This window comes from Pseudomonas sp. 05T35, assembly GCF_056396605.1.
The window spans coordinates 1-18,843 of the sequence record NZ_JBFTLU010000024.1 but is presented as its reverse complement, the minus strand read 5'-3'; the positions used below and the strand labels follow the sequence as shown (position 1 = coordinate 18,843).

Below are 18,843 nucleotides of genomic sequence, written 5' to 3'. Positions count from 1 at the left end.
GATCAGTAAACAATGATGCTGAATGTACTGCCGTCATCGCGAGCAGGCTCGCTCCCACAAGGCCACGATCAGTGTCCGGGCCTGATATTCTTTCGCCAAAACCCCAATCAAGAGGCCCCATGGCAATCTCCAGACGCCATAAGCTCTTCCCCTTTCTCAGTTGGCTGCCCCGGCAAACCCGCGCCAGCGTTGGCCGCGACCTTGTCGTTGGCCTTAGCGGGGCGATTCTTGCGTTGCCGCAGTCCATTGCCTACGCCCTGATCGCCGGGTTACCCGCCGAATACGGCTTGTACGCTGCCATCATCCCGGTGTTGATTGCCTGCCTCTGGGGGTCGTCCTGGCATTTGATCTGTGGCCCGACAGCCGCGATCTCTATCGTTCTTTACGCCAGCGTCAGTCCCTTGGCCGTGCCCGGTTCCCAGGACTACATCACGCTGATCCTGCTGCTGACCTTCCTCGCCGGTATTTTCCAGTGGCTGCTGGGCATGTTGCGCTTTGGCGCGCTGGTGAACTTTGTCTCGCACTCGGTGGTGCTGGGTTTCACCCTCGGTGCGGCGGTGGTGATCGCCCTTGGGCAGTTGCCGAACCTGTTGGGGCTGGACCTGCCGAATCAGGCCACGGCGCTGAACAGCCTGGTGTCCTTGATCGGCGACATCGGTGCGCTGGATAAACCGTCGCTGGTGCTGGGCCTTGGCACACTGGCGGTAGGTATTGTGCTGAAACTGCTATTGCCACGCTGGCCGAGCCTGTTGATCAGCCTGATCTTCAGCGGCCTGTTGGTGTGGCTGTGGCCGTCGATGTTTGGCCATGTGAAGCTGGTCAGCTCGTTCGTGGGCCGATTACCGCCATTCAGCCCGTTGCCGCTGGATCTGGACCTGGTGTTGCGCCTGCTGCCCAGTGCGGTGGCAGTCGGCATGCTCGGGCTGGTGACCAGCCTGTCGATTGCCCGCTCCTTGTCGCAACGCTCGCAGCAGTTACTCGATGCGAATCAGGAGGTCCGCGCGCAGGGGCTTTCGAACATCGTCGGCAGCTTTTTCGCAGGCTCGCTGTCAGCTGGCTCCTTTACCCGTTCAGGATTGAGTTATGAGGCAGGTGCCTGCTCGCCACTGGCCGGGGTGTTCTCGGCGCTATGGGTGGCGCTGTTTGCGCTGACCGGGGCGACGCTGATAGCGCATATCCCGATTCCGGCCATGGCGGGGAGCATTTTGCTGATTTGCTGGGGATTGGTGGACCATCGCGGCATTCGCGCCTTGTTCCGGGTCAGCCATGCCGAATTCGCGGTGATGGCGCTGACGTGCGTCGCCACCTTGCTGCTGGAGCTACAAACGGCGATCTACGCCGGGGTGTTGGCCTCGCTGTTTTTCTACCTCAAACGCACCTCTCAACCCCGCGTGCAGCAGTGGCGCGTAGGTGATGAAGAGATTCTACGGTTCGGCGGCTCGATCTTCTTCGGCGCCAGCCACTACCTGCAAGTCCGCCTGCAACGCACTCAAGGCTTGAAGGTGGTGATCGAAGGGCAGTACATCAATTTCATCGACTATTCCGGCGTAGAGATGCTGCACCAGGAAGCGCGACGACTGCTCAGAGAAAACCGCAGCCTGATCCTGCGCCGGGCGCGGGGGCATGTGGTCGAGGAGTTGATAAAGCTCGAAGGGCCGGAGAAATGCCCGATCCGGTTTGAGGATTGAAACACGCAAATACCACGTCGAGCCCACCCCCTGTGGCGAGGGAGCAAGCTCCCTCGCCACAAAAGCCTAGAGCGCCAACTGGCGACGGAGCTCGGCCAGCACCGGTGCGGTGTCCGGGCGTACGCCGCGCCACAGGAAGAACGCTTCAGCGGCCTGTTCGGCGAGCATCCCCAAGCCATCCATCGACACTGCGGCGCCGTGTTCGCTGGCCCAGCGGCAGAACGAGGTCGGTTCCTTGCCGTACATCATGTCGTAGCAAACGGTCTTGCCCGGCTCGATCAGGCTGCTGGCAATCGGTGGTACATCGCCTGACAGACTGGCCGATGTCGCATTGATGATCAGGTCCACCGGCTCACGCAACCAGTCGAAACCGCTGGCGGACACCGGGCCGAGATCGGCGAACAGTTCAGCCAGCAACTCGGCTTTTTCCAGCGTGCGGTTGGCGATGATCACCGACGCCGGCTGCTCGGCCAGCAACGGCTCCAGCGCGCCACGCACCGCACCGCCAGCGCCCAGCAGCAGAATGCGTTTACCGCGCAGGCTGAACCCGGCGTTGACCGTCAAATCCCGCACCAGCCCGGCGCCATCGGTGTTGTCGCCCAACAGGCTGCCATCCGCCAGTTTGCTCAAGGTGTTGACCGCACCCGCTCGCTGGGCCCGTTCCGTCAGGCTATTGGCCAGACGATAGGCCTCTTCCTTGAACGGCACCGTGACATTGGCGCCACGACCTTCGCGGAAAAACTCCGTGGCACAACCGGAAAAGTCATCCAGCGGCGCCAGCAAGGTGCTGTAGTCCAGTTGCTGAGCGGTCTGCTCGGCAAACAGGCGATGGATCAACGGCGATTTGCTGTGGCCAATCGGGTTACCGAATACGACGTAACGGTCCATCAGGATTCCTCGTTCAGACGTTTGCCAACCAATCGCGATCTTGCAGGAAATACTCGGTCAGGCGCGCTTCTTCGCTACCAGGCTCGGGCTTCCAGTCGTAACCCCAACGCACTTGCGGCGGCAGCGACATGAGAATCGACTCGGTACGCCCGCCCGATTGCAGGCCGAACAGCGTGCCACGGTCGTACACCAGGTTGAATTCGACATAGCGCCCACGGCGAAACTCCTGGAACTCGCGCTGTTTCGCGGTAAAGGCTTGTGCTTTGCGGCGCTGAACGATTGGCAAGTAGGCGTCGATGTAGGCATCGCCGATAGCGCGCATGAAGGCGAAGCAGGTGTCGAAGTCCCACTCGTTCAGGTCATCGAAGAACAGACCGCCGATGCCACGGGGCTCGTTGCGATGCTTGATGTGGAAATAGCTGTCGCACCAGTCTTTGTAACGGCTGTAGACGTCTGGTCCAAAAGGCTCGCAGGCCTTCGCGGCCACCCGGTGCCAATGCACGCAGTCGTCTTCATTGCCGTAGTAAGGGGTCAGGTCGAAACCGCCGCCGAACCACCAGACCGGTTCTTCGCCTTCCTTCTCGGCGATGAAAAAGCGCACGTTGGCGTGGGACGTCGGCACATGCGGGTTGTGCGGGTGAATCACCAGCGACACGCCAAGAGCCTCGAAGCCGCGCCCGGCCAGTTCCGGCCGATGGGCGCTGGCGGACGGCGGAAGACCACTGCCAAAGACGTGGGAAAAGTTGACTCCGCCCTTCTCGATGACCGCGCCGTTTTCAATCACCCGCGTGCGACCGCCACCACCGGCAGGCCGGGTCCAGGCGTCTTCAACGAAACGAGTGCCACCGTCTTCGGCTTCCAGCGCAGCACAAATGCGGTCTTGCAGGTCGAGCAGGTAGGCTTTTACGGCCTCGGTGCGGGTAGTCATGGCATCACCTTGAATCGGGCAAAGCTACGCGGCGCACGATCAGAACGGCGGCCGGCGCAAATGGGCGCGTAGCATAACACTGCACTCGTGACCGTCGCAGTTGACGAAGATCAAGCTTAGGAGTCCGATAGGGGCCTTCGCCGAAAGACCGACGGCAAACACACCAAGGAGAGTGCAGATGGCCAAACGTATCCAGTTCCGTGCCCATGGCGGCCCCGAAGTGCTTGAGTATGTGGATTATCAGCCTGCCGAGCCGGGCCCCCAGCAAGTACGCGTCAGCAACAAGGCTATCGGTCTGAATTTCATCGACACCTATTACCGCAGCGGCCTCTACGCGCCGCCCGCCCTGCCATCGGGCCTGGGCGCGGAAGGCGCGGGCGTGGTTGACGCGGTGGGCAGCGACGTCACGCGTTTCAAGGTCGGTGACCGCGTGGCCTACGGCAGTGGCCCACTGGGTGCTTACAGTGAGATGCATGTGTTGCCGCAAGACAATCTGGTGCATCTGCCGGACGCCATCAGTTTCGAACAGGCCGCGGGCGTCATGCTCAAGGGCCTGACCGTGCAGTACCTGTTGCGTCAGACCTACGAACTCAAGGGTGGCGAGACCATCCTGTTCCACGCCGCTGCCGGTGGTGTCGGTTCGCTGGCCTGCCAATGGGCCAAGGCCTTGGGCGTGAAGTTGATCGGTACCGTCAGTTCGCCGGAAAAAGCCGCACTGGCAAAATCCCTCGGCGCCTGGGCAACCATCGACTACAGCAAGGAAAACGTCGTACAGCGCGTGCTGGAACTGACTGACGGCAAAAAGGTGCCGGTGGTCTACGATGGCGTTGGCAAGGACACCTGGCTGACTTCGCTCGACTGCGTAGCGCCACGCGGGCTGGTGGTGAGTTTCGGCAACGCATCGGGCGCAGTGGACGGCGTCAACCTGGGGATTCTCGCGGCGAAGGGCTCGCTGTACGTGACCCGGCCAACCCTGGGGACTTACGCCAACAACGCTGAAAACCTGCAAACCATGGCCGACGAGCTGTTCGGGATGATCATCAGCGGCCAGTTGAAAGTGGACATCAACCAGCGTTATCCACTGGCTGACGCGGCTAAGGCGCAGATTGAATTGTCGGCGCGGCGTACTACCGGGTCGACGGTGCTTTTGCCTTAAGGTTTATGGTGTCTGTCAGACCCTCATCGCGAGCAGGCTCGCTCCCACAGTAGATCTTTAGTGAACACAAAATTTGTGTACGACATAGGTCCAGTGTGGGAGCGAGCCTGCTCGCGATGGGATCACCTCGGTCTCAAGCCGGGCGCACCACATTGCCGGTCGCCAGATCTCGAATCAGGCTCGGGTTTTTACGTCCGCCCAGATTCCCGCCCAACACCAGGTCGATCTGTCCGCGGAAATACTGCTCGACGCGAATTCGCGAACGCGCTGCCGGCCGGCCTTGCAGGTTGGCTGAAGTCGACACCAATGGCCCGACCAACGCACACAAATCCCGCACCTGAGGGTGATCGCTAACCCGCAACGCCACGGTCTCATGCACTCCGGTGATCCATTGCGGCAGCATGTTTTGATGGGGCACCAGCCAGGTGTTCGGCCCCGGCCAGGTGCTGGCCATGCGATCCATCCACAGCTCCGGGAAGTCTTCGAACAGGAAGTCGAACTGGCGAATATTGTCGGCAACCAGGATCAGGCCCTTTTCCACCGAACGGCCCTTGATCGCCAGCAAGCGATACACCGCCTCTTCGTCCCAAGGGTCGCAACCCAGACCCCAGACAGCTTCGGTTGGGTAGGCAATCACCGCCCCTGCGCGAATAGCTTGTGCGGCTTGTTGCACACGCCAACTGTTGACCATTACCGACTCTCCAAAATAAGGCTGTGCGCAGTTTACCGATCTTTCATGAACCTAGCTTACGCGCGCAAACCAGCGTCCGCCTTCACTCACTGCTCGACCCTCCATTTCAAGCTCCGTCAGCGCCGCCAATACCTTCGGCAACGCCCATCCCGCCGCGTCGGCCAAGGCCTCGCTGGTATGCGGGGCGGCAAACAGCAGGCACAGCAACGGATGATCGACGGGCGCCGCAGCGTCTGTGGATAACGGCAGATTCTGCCAACCGCGCAGGCCTTCGAGGATATGTTCGATGGTTTCCACCAATACCGCGCCGTCACGGATCAACTGGTGGCAACCACGAGCCCCGGGGTGATGGATCGATCCTGGAATGGCATACACCTCGCGTCCCTGTTCCGCCGCCAGCCGTGCAGTGATCAGCGAGCCGCTGGCGACACTGGCCTCGACCACCAGCACGCCGAGGGATAAACCGCTGATGATCCGATTGCGCCGCGGGAAGTTGCTGGCCTGCGGTCCGGCGTCCAGCGGGAACTCGGAAACCACTGCACTGCCTTGCGCAATCATCGCGTCGGCAATTCGCCGATTGCGCTGTGGATAAAAATTTTCCAGACCGGTGCCGAGCACTCCGACGGTCTGCCCACCGACGTCCAGCGCGGCTTGATGYGCCGCCGCATCGATCCCCAATGCCAGACCGCTGGTGATGACAAAACCGGCGCCCGCCAGGCTGCGGGAAAACGCCGCGGCGGTGTCCGTTCCCGGCCTCGATGCGCGTCGGCTGCCAACCATCGCCAACTGCGGCTTTTCCAGAATGCCCGGATCGCCCGCGACAAACAGCAGCGGTGGTGGATCACTGATTTCTGCCAATAGTGCCGGGTAGCCCGGCTGGTCAAACATCAGTAAATGCTGGCCCTCACGCTCTAGCCAGGCCAATGCGTGGTAGGCGCCGTCGCGAATTTCAGGGCTACGCCTGGCCTCGGCACTTGCCGCTGGCACCCCCAACGCACGCCAGGCAGAGGCCGGTGCGCTGATGGCTTTCGAGGCTGAACCAAAGGCTTCGAGCAACTTTTGAAAACGTCGAGGGCCGAGCTCCGGAAGACGATGCAAACGCAAACGCGCTTCCAGTTCCGCGGGTGAAACCTGCGTAGGTGCGAACAGCGGCATAAGATCATCCTTGATCGTTATTGGTCGTGTTGAATCAGCAACAAGCTGTGGATAAGTCTGTTGGTAACTTGTTGAGTCTTTTACGGATTACGCACCTTGTCCATCACAGCCAGGGAGCGCGAAGCATTGAGTACCAAGCCATAACTGAGCTTTTCATAGGTGCGAAAGATCATCAGCAAACCGGCGCGCTCATCCGGGATTTTCACCTGCTCGCCCGTAACCCGGTCACGCACGGTTTCACCGGTTTTCATTACCACCAGCACGTTGCCTTCGGCCAAGCCGTCGCGCTGGCCCTTGTTCAAAGTAACCACATCGAGCGCACCGATCTGCGTAACCCCCCGTGGCACGTCGATGATCAAGCCATGAATATCGGTTTTCGGCGCGCTGGGCATGAAGGTCGAGTTGATTGCCCGTTCTTCGCCGCTGAACAAACGATCGCCGAGTCGAACCTCTTGAGTGGTGCGTTGCAAGGCGAGGGTGGCGACATCGCCTTCAGTGGCGATGATCTCGCCGCCGCCGATGTCGTCGGCGTTGATCCCCAGAAACTCTTTGCTTTGCGGGTCGCTGTAGACCTTGCCCTGACGGAAAATGCCGTACACCGAATGCTCCGGGTCGAACTTGCCRCGTGCGTAGATGCGATCGCCCATGCCGCTGAGTACCCGTTCGGCGTCGCCGGCAACGATGTACGGCGCCTTGTTGAAGTCTTCGACGTTGTCGATGATGCGGTTGCTCAACAGGAAACTGTTGATCGAGCGCAGCGGAATACTCGGAATGGCGTCGGCCATCGGCGTGCTGCGCACTTGTGGCGAAAGCTTGATAGTGCCGCGTGAAGCCCCGCGATTGAGGGTCAGGCGCGGTTGCCCGTTGATATAGACCAGCGACAGCGAGTCGCCAGGATAGATCAGGTTGGGGTTTTCGATTTGCGGGTTGGCCTGCCAGAGTTCGGGCCATTTCCAGGGTTCGCGAAGGTATTTCCCGGAGATGTCCCAAAGTGTGTCGCCCGCCACCACCGTGTAATGCTGTGGAAAACCTTCCTTGAGTTGCACTTGTCCGTGTGCCAAACCGGCCGAGGCCAGAAGCAGCAAGGCGAGTAGTGATTTCCTCATGCGGTGAATCCCTTTATTATGTGCATTCGAGTAGAACGCCAGAGCCCTCGTGGCCCACTCCCCCCTTTCTTAATGAAAAGAAGGGAGCTACGTTTTACAACGGTAGCCTGCATCTTCGGACCCGCCAGGCCATCGGCCCAGACTTTACTTCACACGTGCAGCAATTACGCTTATGGCTATTTTGAACATCCTCGAATTTCCCGACCCGCGCCTGCGTACTATCGCCAAACCGGTGGCCGTAGTGGACGACGAAGTGCGGCAGTTGGTCGATGACATGTTTGAAACAATGTATGAAGCACCCGGCATCGGCCTTGCGGCGACCCAGGTCAACGTGCACAAACGTATCGTGGTCATGGACCTTTCCGAAGACCGCAGCGAACCTCGGGTGTTCATCAACCCCGAGTTCGAAGTCCTGACCGACGAAATGGGTCAGTACCAGGAAGGCTGCCTTTCGGTACCGGGCTTCTACGAAAACGTCGACCGTCCGCAACGCTTGAAGATCAATGCCCTGGACCGTGACGGCCAGCCTTTTGAACTGATCGCCGAAGAACTGCTGGCGGTGTGCATTCAGCACGAATGCGACCACCTCAACGGCAAATTGTTCGTCGATTACCTGTCCACGCTCAAACGCGACCGGATCAAGAAGAAGCTGGAAAAGCTCCATCGCCAGAACGCTTGATGCCCTTCCAAAGGCTTGCTGCGGCAAGCCTTTTTCTTTTCCGCGTGTTTCCAACCGAGAATTCCCATGACTGAGCCACTGCGCATCGTCTTTGCCGGCACCCCCGAATTTGCCGCCGAACACCTCAAGGCCCTGCTCGACAGCCCTTATGAGATCGTTGCGGTCTACACCCAACCGGATCGCCCGGCGGGTCGTGGGCAAAAGCTGATGCCGAGCCCGGTCAAGCAGTTGGCTCTGGAGCACAACATCCAGGTGCTGCAGCCACCAACCCTGCGCAACGCTGAGGCMCAGGCCGAACTGGCCGCGCTCAAGCCGGACCTGATGGTCGTCGTGGCCTATGGTCTGATCCTGCCGCAAGTGGTGCTGGATATTCCGCGTCTGGGTTGCATCAACAGCCACGCCTCGTTGCTGCCACGCTGGCGCGGTGCGGCGCCGATCCAGCGCGCCGTCGAAGCGGGCGACGCTGAAAGCGGCGTGACCGTGATGCGCATGGAAGCCGGCCTCGACACCGGGCCGATGCTGCTCAAGGTCACCACACCGATCAGCGCTGATGACACCGGTGGCAGCCTGCATGACCGTCTCGCCGAGATGGGCCCGCCAGCAGTGGTTCAGGCGATTGCCGGGCTGGCCGCCGGTACGCTGGAAGGCGAAGTGCAGGACGATAGCCTCGCTACTTATGCGCACAAACTGAACAAAGACGAAGCGCGCATCGACTGGAGCCGCCCAGCGGTTGAGCTGGAGCGTCTGGTTCGCGCGTTCAATCCGTGGCCGATCTGCCACAGCACGCTCAATGGCGAAGCCTTGAAAGTACTCGCTGCCAGCCTCGCCGAAGGCAAGGGCGCACCGGGCGAGATCCTCGGCGCCAGCAAAGACGGCTTGATCGTCGCCTGCGGTGAACAGGCGCTGTGCCTGACGCGCCTGCAATTGCCTGGTGGCAAGGCGCTGAACTTCAGCGACTTGTTCAACAGCCGTCGTGAGAAATTTGCCGTTGGCACCGTCCTGGGCCAAGCGGTGGACGCCCAATGAACCCGCGTCTGGCCGCCGCCAAGGCCTTGGCCGCCGTCCTTAACGGCAAGGCTTCGCTGAACAGTTCGTTGCCGACGCAACTGGACAAGGTCGAAGACCGCGATCGCGGTTTCACCCAGGACCTGGCCTTCGGCACCGCGCGCTGGCAACCGCGCTTGTCGGCACTGGCGGCCAAGCTGCTGCAAAAGCCTTTCAAAGCCGCCGATGCTGACGTCGAAGCGCTGTTGTTGGTCGGCCTTTACCAGTTGCTGTACACACGTGTCCCGGCCCACGCCGCCATCGGTGAAACCGTGGGCTGCGCCGACAAGCTGAAAAAGCCTTGGGCCAAAGCCCTGCTCAACGCCGTGCTGCGCCGTGCCCAACGTGAAAGCGAAGCCCTGCTGGCCGAGCTTGAGCACGATCCGGTGGTGCGCACCGCGCACCCGCGCTGGCTGCAAAAATCCCTCAAGGCGTTCTGGCCTGAACAGTGGGAAGCCATTTGCGCCGCGAACAACGCGCACCCGCCGATGATTTTGCGGGTCAATCGTCGTCATCACACTCGCGATGCCTACCTCGCCTTGCTGAGCGATGCCGGTGTCGCGGCCAAACCGTGCGTGTTCAGTCGGGACGGCATCGTGCTCGACACGCCGGGCGATGTGCGCCAACTGCCGGGTTTCGCCGAAGGCTGGATCAGCGTGCAGGACGAAGCTGCGCAACTGGCAGCGGACCTGCTGGACCTGGCACCGGGTCAACGGGTGCTCGACGCCTGCTGCGCACCGGGCGGCAAGACCTGCCACATCCTCGAAGTCGAGCCAAAACTGGCCGGCGTAGTGGCCGTGGACCTGGAAGCCAAGCGTCTGGTGCGCGTGCGGGAAAACCTTGAGCGGCTGGGCCTCAGCGCCGAATTGATCGCCGCCGACGGCCGCGACACCCAAGCGTGGTGGGACGGCAAGCCGTTCCAGCGCATCCTGCTCGACGCGCCCTGCTCGGCGACCGGCGTGATTCGTCGGCACCCGGACATCAAACTGACCCGCCAGCCGGATGACATCGCTGCGCTCGCAGTGCTTCAGGGCGAACTGCTCGACGCGATGTGGCCGACCCTCGACGTCGGCGGCATCCTGCTCTACGCCACCTGCTCGACCTTGCCGACCGAAAACACCGAAGTCATCGAAGCCTTCCTTGCTCGCACGCCGGGCGCTCGTGAACTCGACATCGCCAGCCAGGCCGGCATCAAGCAACCGCATGGCCGCCAGTTGCTGGCGCAAGAGGGCGGTCACGACGGGTTCTACTACGCCAAGCTGATCAAGATTGCCGCCGCACGCGGTTAAGCGGATTTCAAGGGAGTGAGCGGATGAAGATCATCATCCTCGGCGCCGGGCAGGTCGGCGGTACGCTGGCGGAACACTTGGCCAGCGAAGCGAACGACATCACCGTGGTCGACACCGACGGCGAACGCCTGCGTGACCTCGGTGACCGTCTCGATATCCGTACCGTGCAAGGTCGCGGCTCGTTCCCGACGGTGCTGCGCCAGGCCGGCGCCGACGACGCCGACATGCTGGTGGCGGTGACCAACAGCGACGAGACCAACATGGTCGCCTGCCAGGTCGCGCACACCCTGTTCCACACGCCAACCAAGATCGCCCGGGTGCGCGAAGCCGCGTACCTGACCCGCGCCGGCCTGTTCGACAACGATGCGATTCCGGTCGACGTGTTGATCAGCCCGGAACAAGTAGTGACCCACTACATCAAGCGCCTGATCGAGCACCCCGGCGCCTTGCAGGTCATCGACTTCGCCGAGGGCAAGGCCCAGCTGGTGGCGGTCAAGGCCTACTACGGCGGACCGCTGGTGGGGCAGCAATTGCGCCAGTTGCGCGAGCACATGCCGAACGTCGATACCCGCGTGGCAGCGATTTTCCGTCGTGATCGGCCGATCCTGCCGCAAGGCGATACGGTGATCGAAGCCGACGACGAAGTGTTTTTCATCGCGGCCAAAGCGAATATTCGCGCCGTGATGAGCGAAATGCGCCGGCTCGACGAAAGCTACAAACGCATTGTCATCGCCGGTGGCGGGCAGATCGGCGAGCGGCTGGCCGAGGCCATTGAAAGCCGTTATCAGGTGAAGATCATCGAGATGAACCCGGCGCGCTGCCGCTACCTCTCGGACACCCTCGACAGCACCGTGGTGTTGCAGGGCAGCGCCTCGGACCGCGATCTACTGCTGGAAGAGAACATCGCCGACGCCGATCTGTTCCTGGCACTGACCAACGACGACGAAGCCAACATCATGTCGTCGCTGTTGGCCAAACGCCTGGGCGCGAAGAAGGTGATGACCATCATCAACAACCCGGCCTATGTCGACCTGATCCAGGGCGGTGATATCGACATCGCCATCAGCCCGCAACTGGCGACCATCGGCACTTTGCTGGCCCACGTGCGCCGGGGCGATATCGTCAGCGTGCACTCACTGCGTCGCGGTGCGGCAGAAGCCATCGAGGCGATTGCCCATGGTGACGCGAAGTCGAGCAAGGTGATCGGCAAGGCCATCGAAAACATCGTCCTGCCGCCGGGGACTACCATTGGTGCAATCATTCGCGATGAAGAAGTGTTGATCGCCCACGACGACACCGTGATCGAAGCCGGCGACCATGTGATTCTGTTCCTTGTGGATAAAAAGCATATTCGCGATGTGGAGAAGCTGTTCCACGTGGGGTTGAGTTTCTTCTGATCCCAAATCCGCATTGGCCGGGCTGGCTCAATCGCGAGCAGGCTCGCTCCCACAGTGGATCCGGTTGTACACAAAATCGGTGTCCACTGAAGATCACATGTGGGAGCGAGCCTGCTCGCGATAGCGGCCCCACTAAAACAGATCAATCCCTGACACTCCTCAACAAGGAATCCACCCGATGATCGAATCCCTCGAAAAAATGCTCGCCAAGGGTGTGGATAACTCGTTGCTGCGCTTCGGTCTGGGCAAGGGTTATCTGGATCTGGGAGAAAATGCCAAGGCGGCTGAGCATTTCAGCCGCTGCGTGGAATTCGACCCGAAATACTCGGCAGCCTGGAAGTTGCTGGGCAAGGCTTATTTGGCACAGGCAAACCATGCAGCTGCCCGTCAGGCCTGGGAGCAAGGCCTGGAAGCAGCTCGCGCGCATGGCGACAAGCAGGCGGAAAAGGAAATGACGGTGTTTCTGAAGAAGCTTGACCGGTCAGGCAACTGATCAAAAAACGCTCAACTCAAAGGTAACGCAGGCCGATGCCTTCCGCGTCGACCTGCACCACTTCCATGCGCACTCGCGGCGCACCGCACGGCAACCCCTGCACCTGACCATAGACGACCGCGCCCTTGGCCAACGCCGCAAGCGTCGGATGCTTCACGTAGACGCCACTGGCAGAAAGGTTGCGAGTCTGGCCCAGGCACTCGCCGAAGCTCTCGTGCTGGATCTTGATTCGAAATGACTTACGGTGTTCGGACATCTTCTGCGCCCTTGATTGAACGGTTGTGGATAACCCCAGCCCAAGGTTATCCACAGATCATGCCAGCCGGATCAATACCAGCGTGCTTCGCCCGGCGGGCGTTTCTTGAAGCGCTTCATGCTCCACATGTATTGGCTCGGGTAAGCCCGCACATATTTCTCGACGATCTGGCTCATGGCCGCGCAGGACGTCTCGGTATCGGTGCTGTACATGGCCTCGGGCGCAGCTTCCAGGATCACTTTGTAGCCTGAACCGTCCGGCAGGCGCAGGGCGTGCAGGAAGACGCCGACCGCTTTGCCGCCCGCCAGCATGTTCGGCACGAACTTGCTGGTCAAAGCCTTGGTGGCGAAGAAGGGCACAAAGATCCCGGCGGATTCGGCCGGTTCCGGGTCAGCCGGAATCCCCACTGCACCACCTTTGCGCACTTCCTTGATGACACTGAGGATGCCTTCCTTGGTGGACGCCGCCACGCGGTTGCCCAATTGCACCCGCTGTTTGCGCAGCAATTCATCCACCGCCTTGAGCTTGGGCGGACGGTAGAAAATGATCGGTTTGCACTGGCTGCAATAGAAGTGGTTCAACACTTCCCAGTTACCCAGGTGACTGGTGATGCCGACCACGCCTTTGCCGGAAGCCAGCGCGTCCTTGAGCACATCGAGGCCTTCGACTTCACGCACCAGATCGATGGAKCGCTGGGCCGGCCAGATCCAGGCGCAGGCGCTTTCGGTCAATGATTTGCCGATGTCCATCAGGCTCTGTCCAACTAAACGCTCGCGCTCGGCGGCGTCCATTTCGGGGAAGCACTTGGCGAGGTTGATGCGCACTACGTCGCGGGAACGGTTAGGGGTTTTCCACATGACCCAGCCAATCGCCGCGCCTACCGTTTGCACCGCCCGCCACGGGAGCAGGGCAAACAACCGCAGAGCGCCTACCAGCAAGGCGCCTTTAAACTTATCCACAGGTCACTCCTGATCTTCTGAACCGACGTCATGAACCTTGTCGCGAGCCGGCTATTCTAACCGCCCACTGCGCAAGATGGCGTAACGATCACAATCGGTGGTGTGATCCATGACCATGCCCGAGGCCTGCATCAAGGCATAGCAGATGGTCGGGCCGACAAACGTGAAGCCGGCTTTTTTCAGACCTTTGCTCATCTCCACGGCGGCCGGCGTCACGGCCGGCACTTCGCTGCGATCCTTGAAATGATTGATCTGCGGGACGCCGCCGACAAACGACCAGAGCAGTTCCACCGGGTCCTCCAGCGCCATCCAGGCCTGGGCGTTGCGCCGTGCGGCGTTTAGTTTCAGACGGTTGCGGATGATCCCCGGATCGAGCATCAAATCGTCGATTTCGGCGTCGCTCATCTGCGCCACCCGCTGCACATCGAAGCCGAACAACACCTCACGGTAGCGCTCGCGCTTCCTCAGCACGGTGATCCAGGACAGGCCGGCCTGGAACCCTTCGAGCAAAAGCAACTCGAACAAGCGCTGCGCATCGCGTAGCGGTACGCCCCACTCCTGATCGTGATAAGCCATGTACAGCGGATCTTCGGAACACCAAAAGCAGCGTGGCATAAGGCTCCAGGGGGCGTGCGGACGAATGAATCGGGTATACTCCCGCTCTTTAAATCGCAGCCCAAGAAACAGGTGAATTTCGTGAGCCAGCCTACGCCAGCCGTGCGTACCTTCCAAGACTTGATCCTCGCCCTCCAGCAATACTGGGCCGAGCAAGGTTGTGTGGTACTTCAGCCCTACGATATGGAAGTAGGCGCCGGCACTTTCCATACTGCCACGTTCCTGCGCGCCATCGGCCCGGAAACCTGGAACGCCGCTTATGTGCAGCCCAGTCGTCGCCCGACTGACGGCCGCTACGGCGAAAACCCGAACCGTCTGCAGCACTACTATCAGTTCCAGGTAGTTCTGAAGCCGAACCCGGACAACTTCCAGGAACTGTACCTGGGCTCCCTCAAGCACGTGGGCCTGGACCCATTGGTGCACGACATCCGTTTCGTCGAAGACAACTGGGAATCGCCGACCCTCGGTGCCTGGGGCCTGGGCTGGGAAGTCTGGCTCAACGGCATGGAAGTRACSCAGTTCACCTACTTCCAGSMGGYKGGCGGCATSGAGTGYWASCCGGTGACCGGCGAGATCACCTACGGCCTCGAGCGTCTGGCCATGTACCTGCAAGGCGTGGACTCGGTCTACGACCTGGTCTGGGCTGACGGTCCGTTCGGCAAAGTGACCTACGGCGATGTGTTCCACCAGAACGAAGTGGAGCAGTCGACCTACAACTTCGAACACGCCAACGTCGAGAAGCTGTTCGAACTGTTCGATTTCTACGAAAGCGAAGCCAAGCGCCTGATCGAACTCGATCAACCGCTGCCGCTGCCAAGCTACGAAATGGTCCTGAAGGCCTCGCACACCTTCAACCTGCTGGATGCACGCCGGGCGATCTCGGTGACTGCGCGTCAGCAATACATTCTGCGTGTTCGCACCCTGGCGCGTTCCGTTGCGCAAGCCTACCTGCTGGCTCGCGCCAAGCTGGGCTTCCCGATGGCGACCCCGGATCTGCGTGATGAAGTGTTGGCTAAGCTGGAGGCTGCACAATGAGTGCTCAAGATTTCCTGGTTGAACTGGGCACCGAAGAGCTGCCACCCAAGGCCCTGAACACCCTGGCCGAGGCGTTCCTCGCCGGTATCGAGAAGGGCCTGCTGGCCGCTGGCCTGGGCTTTGAAGCCAAGCAGGTCTACGCCGCACCGCGTCGTCTGGCCGTGCTGATCACCAAACTGGCCACTCAACAACCGGATCGCAGCATCAACCTCGACGGCCCGCCACGTCAGGCCGCGTTCGATGCCGAAGGCAATCCGACCCAGGCCGCCCTGGGCTTCGCCAAGAAGTGCGGCGTAGAGCTGAGCGAAATCGATCAAAGCGGGCCGAAGCTGCGTTACAGCCAAAGTATCGCCGGCAAGCCGACCGTCAGCCTGTTGCCGACCATCGTCGAAGACTCGCTGAACGACCTGCCTATCCCGAAGCGCATGCGTTGGGGTGCTCGCAAGGAAGAATTCGTTCGCCCAACCCAATGGCTGGTGATGCTGCTCGGTGACCAGGTCATCGATTGCACCATCCTCGCCCAGAAGGCCGGTCGCGACTCCCGTGGCCACCGCTTCCACCACCCGGAAAGCGTGCGCATCACCTCGCCAGCCAACTACCTGAACGACCTGCGCGCAGCCTACGTACTGGCCGATGCCAATGAGCGCCGCGAGCTGATCAGCACGCGTACCGCCGAGTTGGCCACTCGTCAGGAAGGGACCGCGATCGTTCCGTCGGACCTGCTCGACGAAGTGACCGCGCTGGTGGAATGGCCAGTACCGCTCGTGTGCTCGTTCGAGGAGCGTTTCCTCGATGTGCCGCAAGAAGCCCTGATCACCACCATGCAGGACAACCAGAAATACTTCTGCCTGCTGGATGCCGACGGCAAGTTGCTGCCACGTTTCATTACCGTGGCCAACATCGAGAGCAAAGACCCGCAGCAGATCATCGACGGTAACGAGAAAGTGGTTCGCCCACGCCTGACCGACGCCGAATTCTTCTTCAAGCAAGACAAGAAGCAGAAACTCGAAGACTTCAACCTGCGCCTGCAAAACGTGGTATTCCAGGAAAAACTCGGCAGCGTCTACGACAAGGCCGAGCGCGTTTCAAAACTGGCCGCATTCATCGCTCAACGCATTGGCGGCAACGCCTCGTGGGCGGCGCGTGCAGGACTGCTGTCGAAGTGCGACCTGGCAACCGAGATGGTCGGTGAGTTCCCGGAAATGCAAGGCGTCGCCGGTTACTACTACGCTCTCAACGATGGCGAGCCGGAAGATGTCGCACTGGCGCTGAACGAGCAGTACATGCCGCGCGGTGCCGGCGCTGAACTGCCGACCACCCTGACCGGTGCGGCCGTGGCCATCGCCGACAAGCTCGATACCCTGGTCGGGATCTTCGGTGTCGGCATGCTGCCAACCGGTAGCAAAGACCCGTATGCCCTGCGCCGTGCTGCGCTGGGCGTGTTGCGGATCCTGATCGACAAGAAGCTCGACCTCGACCTGACCGACGCCGTGGCGTTCGCTGTCAATGCGTTCGGCAGCAAGGTCAAGGCTGCCGGCCTGGCTGATTCAGTGCTGGAGTTCGTCTTCGACCGTCTGCGTGCCCGTTACGAAGACGAAGGCGTGGATGTCGCCACTTACCTGTCGGTTCGTGCCCTGAAACCGGGCTCGGCCCTGGACTTCGATCAGCGCGTACAAGCGGTGGAAGCGTTCCGCAAACTGCCGGAAGCCGCTGCACTGGCTGCGGTGAACAAGCGCGTATCGAACCTGCTGAGCAAAATCGAAGGCAGCGTGCCAAGCACCGTTGAAGCCAAGTACTTCGACAACGCCGCCGAATTCTCCCTGTACTCGGCGATCCAGCAAGCGGATCAAGCGGTGCAGCCAATGGCTGCAGCCCGTCAGTACAGCGAATCGCTGGCACGTCTGGCCGCGTTGCGCGAGCCGGTCGATGCGTTCTTCGAAGCCGTGATGGTCAACGCGGAAGACGCCAAGGTCCGCGCCAACCGTTATGCACTGCTGGCGCGTTTGCGCGGTCTGTTCCTTGGCGTTGCCGACATCTCGTTGCTGGGTTGAGGAGCTGCTGTTGAAACTGCTGATTATCGATCGGGACGGAGTGATCAATTACGACTCCGACGCTTACATCAAGTCGGTGGAAGAGTGGATTCCGCTCCCGGGCTCGATCGAAGCCATCGCGCAGTTGAGCAAGGCCGGCTGGACGGTAGCTGTCGCTACCAACCAGTCCGGCATTGCTCGCGGCTACTACGATGTCGCCACCCTCGACGCCATGCACGAGCGCTTGCGCACGTTGGTGGCAGAGCAGGGCGGCGAGCTCGGCCTCATCGTCTATTGCCCGCACGGGCCAGACGAAGGCTGCGATTGTCGTAAGCCAAAACCCGGCATGCTTAAAACCATTGCCGCACATTACGACGTGGCGCTGACTAATCTATGGTTCGTCGGCGACAGTCTCGGTGACCTGGAGGCGGCAAAGGCCGTCGACTGTCAGCCAGTTTTGGTAAAAACCGGTAAAGGCGAAAAGACTCAGGGCAAGACCCTACCGGTAGGTACTTTGATTTTTGACGATCTGGCGGCGATTGCCGCAGAACTTATCCACAACTAGGGCGATTCTGACATCCTGATCAAGGATTGTTCGGGTGCGCACTTTTAATAGGCAAATGCCGCTATGTCGATCTTGCAGGCAATCAGAACCTTTCTTTTTTACCTGCTGCTGGGCACCAGCTCGTTGCTCTGGTGCAGCCTGAGCTTTTTTATCGCGCCTTTTTTACCGTTCAAGGCGCGCTACCGTTTCATCAACGTCTACTGGTGCCGCTGCGCGCTGTGGCTGAGCAAGGTGTTCCTGGACATTGACTATGAAGTCAAAGGCGCCGAGAACATTCCCGACCAGCCGTGCGTGATTCTGTCGAACCACCAGAGCACCTGGGAGACGTTCTTTCTGTCGGCCTACTTCGAGCCATTGAGCCAGGTGCTCAAGCGCGAACTGCTGTATGTGCCGTTCTTCGGCTGGGCGATGGCCATGCTGCGACCAATCGCCATTGACCGCGACAACCCGAAAGCCGCGCTCAAGCATGTGGCGAAGAAGGGCGATGAGCTGCTCAAGGACAACGTCTGGGTGCTGATCTTCCCGGAAGGCACCCGCGTTCCGTTCGGCACCGTCGGCAAGTTCTCCCGTGGTGGCACGGCGTTGGCGGTCAACGCGCAGTTGCCTGTGCTGCCAATCGCCCATAACGCTGGCAAGTTCTGGCCGAAAACCGGTTGGCTGAAAACACCTGGCACCATCACCGTTGTTATCGGTGCACCGATGTATGCAGAGGGCAGCGGCCCACGGGCGATTGCCGAGCTCAACGACCGCGCTGCGGCCTGGAACGAGCAGACCCAGCGGGACATGGGTTCGCTACCGCCACTGCCTGCTGCGGCGGATAAAGAGACTGTCTGACGTTCTGTGGATAACCTGTGTACCGTTTTGTTGAA

19 protein-coding genes are annotated in these 18,843 nt (G+C 60.8%); 11 read left to right on the top strand and 8 right to left on the bottom strand.

The features are described from left to right. The first annotated feature begins 119 nt into the window (after positions 1-119). Positions 120-1,688 (top strand): SulP family inorganic anion transporter, encoded by a 1,569-nt coding sequence (locus AC1DH9_RS03675; RefSeq protein WP_427542194.1) that lies wholly within the window; start codon positions 120-122, stop codon positions 1,686-1,688. 66 nt (positions 1,689-1,754) lie between these two features. Here the strand turns inward: AC1DH9_RS03675 and aroE are convergent, their stop codons facing one another. Both aroE and hemF read right to left on the bottom strand, forming a co-directional pair. After that, positions 1,755-2,576, bottom strand: coding sequence for a shikimate dehydrogenase (gene aroE / locus AC1DH9_RS03670; RefSeq protein WP_427542197.1), 822 nt, complete (start codon positions 2,574-2,576; stop codon positions 1,755-1,757). A gap of 13 nt (positions 2,577-2,589) precedes the next feature. Beyond that, entirely contained in the window at positions 2,590-3,504 is a 915-nt protein-coding gene (gene hemF / locus AC1DH9_RS03665) for an oxygen-dependent coproporphyrinogen oxidase (RefSeq protein ID WP_427542200.1), read from the bottom strand. 178 nt (positions 3,505-3,682) lie between these two features. Between hemF and AC1DH9_RS03660 the strand changes: the two genes are divergently transcribed. Beyond that, positions 3,683-4,660: an NADPH:quinone reductase gene (locus tag AC1DH9_RS03660; RefSeq protein ID WP_054594897.1), complete on the top strand. Its 978-nt coding sequence runs from the start codon at positions 3,683-3,685 to the stop codon at positions 4,658-4,660. A gap of 133 nt (positions 4,661-4,793) precedes the next feature. Here the strand turns inward: AC1DH9_RS03660 and tsaC are convergent, their stop codons facing one another. The 3 genes from tsaC to AC1DH9_RS03645 all read right to left on the bottom strand — a co-directional run bounded on the left by tsaC (position 4,794) and on the right by AC1DH9_RS03645 (position 7,612). Continuing rightward, complete coding sequence (gene tsaC, locus AC1DH9_RS03655; protein WP_427542203.1) at positions 4,794-5,351, bottom strand: L-threonylcarbamoyladenylate synthase type 1 TsaC; 558 nt, start codon at positions 5,349-5,351, stop codon at positions 4,794-4,796. A 51-nt stretch (positions 5,352-5,402) separates the two neighbouring features. After that, complete coding sequence (dprA, locus tag AC1DH9_RS03650; protein ID WP_427542206.1) at positions 5,403-6,506, bottom strand: DNA-processing protein DprA; 1,104 nt, start codon at positions 6,504-6,506, stop codon at positions 5,403-5,405. A gap of 80 nt (positions 6,507-6,586) precedes the next feature. Beyond that, entirely contained in the window at positions 6,587-7,612 is a 1,026-nt protein-coding gene (locus AC1DH9_RS03645) for a LysM peptidoglycan-binding domain-containing protein (protein ID WP_429539601.1), read from the bottom strand. A 172-nt stretch (positions 7,613-7,784) separates the two neighbouring features. On the opposite strand from AC1DH9_RS03645, the gene def reads away from it, so the two are divergent. The 5 genes from def to AC1DH9_RS03620 all read left to right on the top strand — a co-directional run bounded on the left by def (position 7,785) and on the right by AC1DH9_RS03620 (position 12,514). Next, positions 7,785-8,291 carry a peptide deformylase gene (def, locus tag AC1DH9_RS03640; RefSeq protein WP_427542212.1) on the top strand — a complete coding sequence of 169 codons (507 nt, stop codon included), beginning with the start codon at positions 7,785-7,787 and terminating at the stop codon, positions 8,289-8,291. A gap of 66 nt (positions 8,292-8,357) precedes the next feature. Next, positions 8,358-9,317, top strand: coding sequence for a methionyl-tRNA formyltransferase (gene fmt, locus AC1DH9_RS03635; RefSeq protein ID WP_427542215.1), 960 nt, complete (start codon positions 8,358-8,360; stop codon positions 9,315-9,317). Further along, the gene (rsmB, locus tag AC1DH9_RS03630; protein ID WP_103314872.1) at positions 9,314-10,624 is read left to right on the top strand and encodes a 16S rRNA (cytosine(967)-C(5))-methyltransferase RsmB; all 1,311 of its coding nucleotides are present in this window, start codon (positions 9,314-9,316) and stop codon (positions 10,622-10,624) included. Before fmt ends, rsmB begins: the two co-directional genes overlap by 4 nt. Before the next feature lie 23 nt (positions 10,625-10,647). Further along, positions 10,648-12,021, top strand: a complete 1,374-nt coding sequence (trkA, locus tag AC1DH9_RS03625; protein ID WP_054594890.1) for a Trk system potassium transporter TrkA — start codon at positions 10,648-10,650, stop codon at positions 12,019-12,021. A 178-nt stretch (positions 12,022-12,199) separates the two neighbouring features. After that, on the top strand, positions 12,200-12,514 hold the full coding sequence (locus AC1DH9_RS03620) for a tetratricopeptide repeat protein (protein ID WP_427542220.1): 315 nt from the start codon (positions 12,200-12,202) through the stop codon (positions 12,512-12,514). A gap of 16 nt (positions 12,515-12,530) precedes the next feature. Here the strand turns inward: AC1DH9_RS03620 and AC1DH9_RS03615 are convergent, their stop codons facing one another. From AC1DH9_RS03615 to tag, 3 genes are all read right to left on the bottom strand, one after another. Further along, entirely contained in the window at positions 12,531-12,770 is a 240-nt protein-coding gene (locus tag AC1DH9_RS03615) for a PilZ domain-containing protein (RefSeq protein WP_054594888.1), read from the bottom strand. Positions 12,771-12,841: 71 nt separating this feature from the next. Continuing rightward, positions 12,842-13,729 (bottom strand): lysophospholipid acyltransferase, encoded by an 888-nt coding sequence (locus tag AC1DH9_RS03610; protein WP_427542223.1) that lies wholly within the window; start codon positions 13,727-13,729, stop codon positions 12,842-12,844. A 51-nt stretch (positions 13,730-13,780) separates the two neighbouring features. Beyond that, positions 13,781-14,344: a DNA-3-methyladenine glycosylase I gene (gene tag, locus AC1DH9_RS03605; RefSeq protein ID WP_427542226.1), complete on the bottom strand. Its 564-nt coding sequence runs from the start codon at positions 14,342-14,344 to the stop codon at positions 13,781-13,783. Positions 14,345-14,425: 81 nt separating this feature from the next. Here tag and glyQ point away from each other — a divergent pair, with 81 nt between their 5' ends. From glyQ to AC1DH9_RS03585, 4 genes are all read left to right on the top strand, one after another. Continuing rightward, positions 14,426-15,379 (top strand): glycine--tRNA ligase subunit alpha, encoded by a 954-nt coding sequence (gene glyQ, locus AC1DH9_RS03600; protein ID WP_477807808.1) that lies wholly within the window; start codon positions 14,426-14,428, stop codon positions 15,377-15,379. Beyond that, positions 15,376-17,430 carry a glycine--tRNA ligase subunit beta gene (gene glyS / locus AC1DH9_RS03595; protein WP_427546492.1) on the top strand — a complete coding sequence of 685 codons (2,055 nt, stop codon included), beginning with the start codon at positions 15,376-15,378 and terminating at the stop codon, positions 17,428-17,430. Before glyQ ends, glyS begins: the two co-directional genes overlap by 4 nt. 4 nt (positions 17,431-17,434) lie before the next feature. Further along, positions 17,435-17,974, top strand: coding sequence for a D-glycero-beta-D-manno-heptose 1,7-bisphosphate 7-phosphatase (gmhB, locus tag AC1DH9_RS03590; RefSeq protein ID WP_427534409.1), 540 nt, complete (start codon positions 17,435-17,437; stop codon positions 17,972-17,974). Positions 17,975-18,037: 63 nt separating this feature from the next. Continuing rightward, on the top strand, positions 18,038-18,808 hold the full coding sequence (locus AC1DH9_RS03585) for a lysophospholipid acyltransferase family protein (protein WP_103314870.1): 771 nt from the start codon (positions 18,038-18,040) through the stop codon (positions 18,806-18,808). The last annotated feature ends 35 nt before the right edge of the window (positions 18,809-18,843 follow it).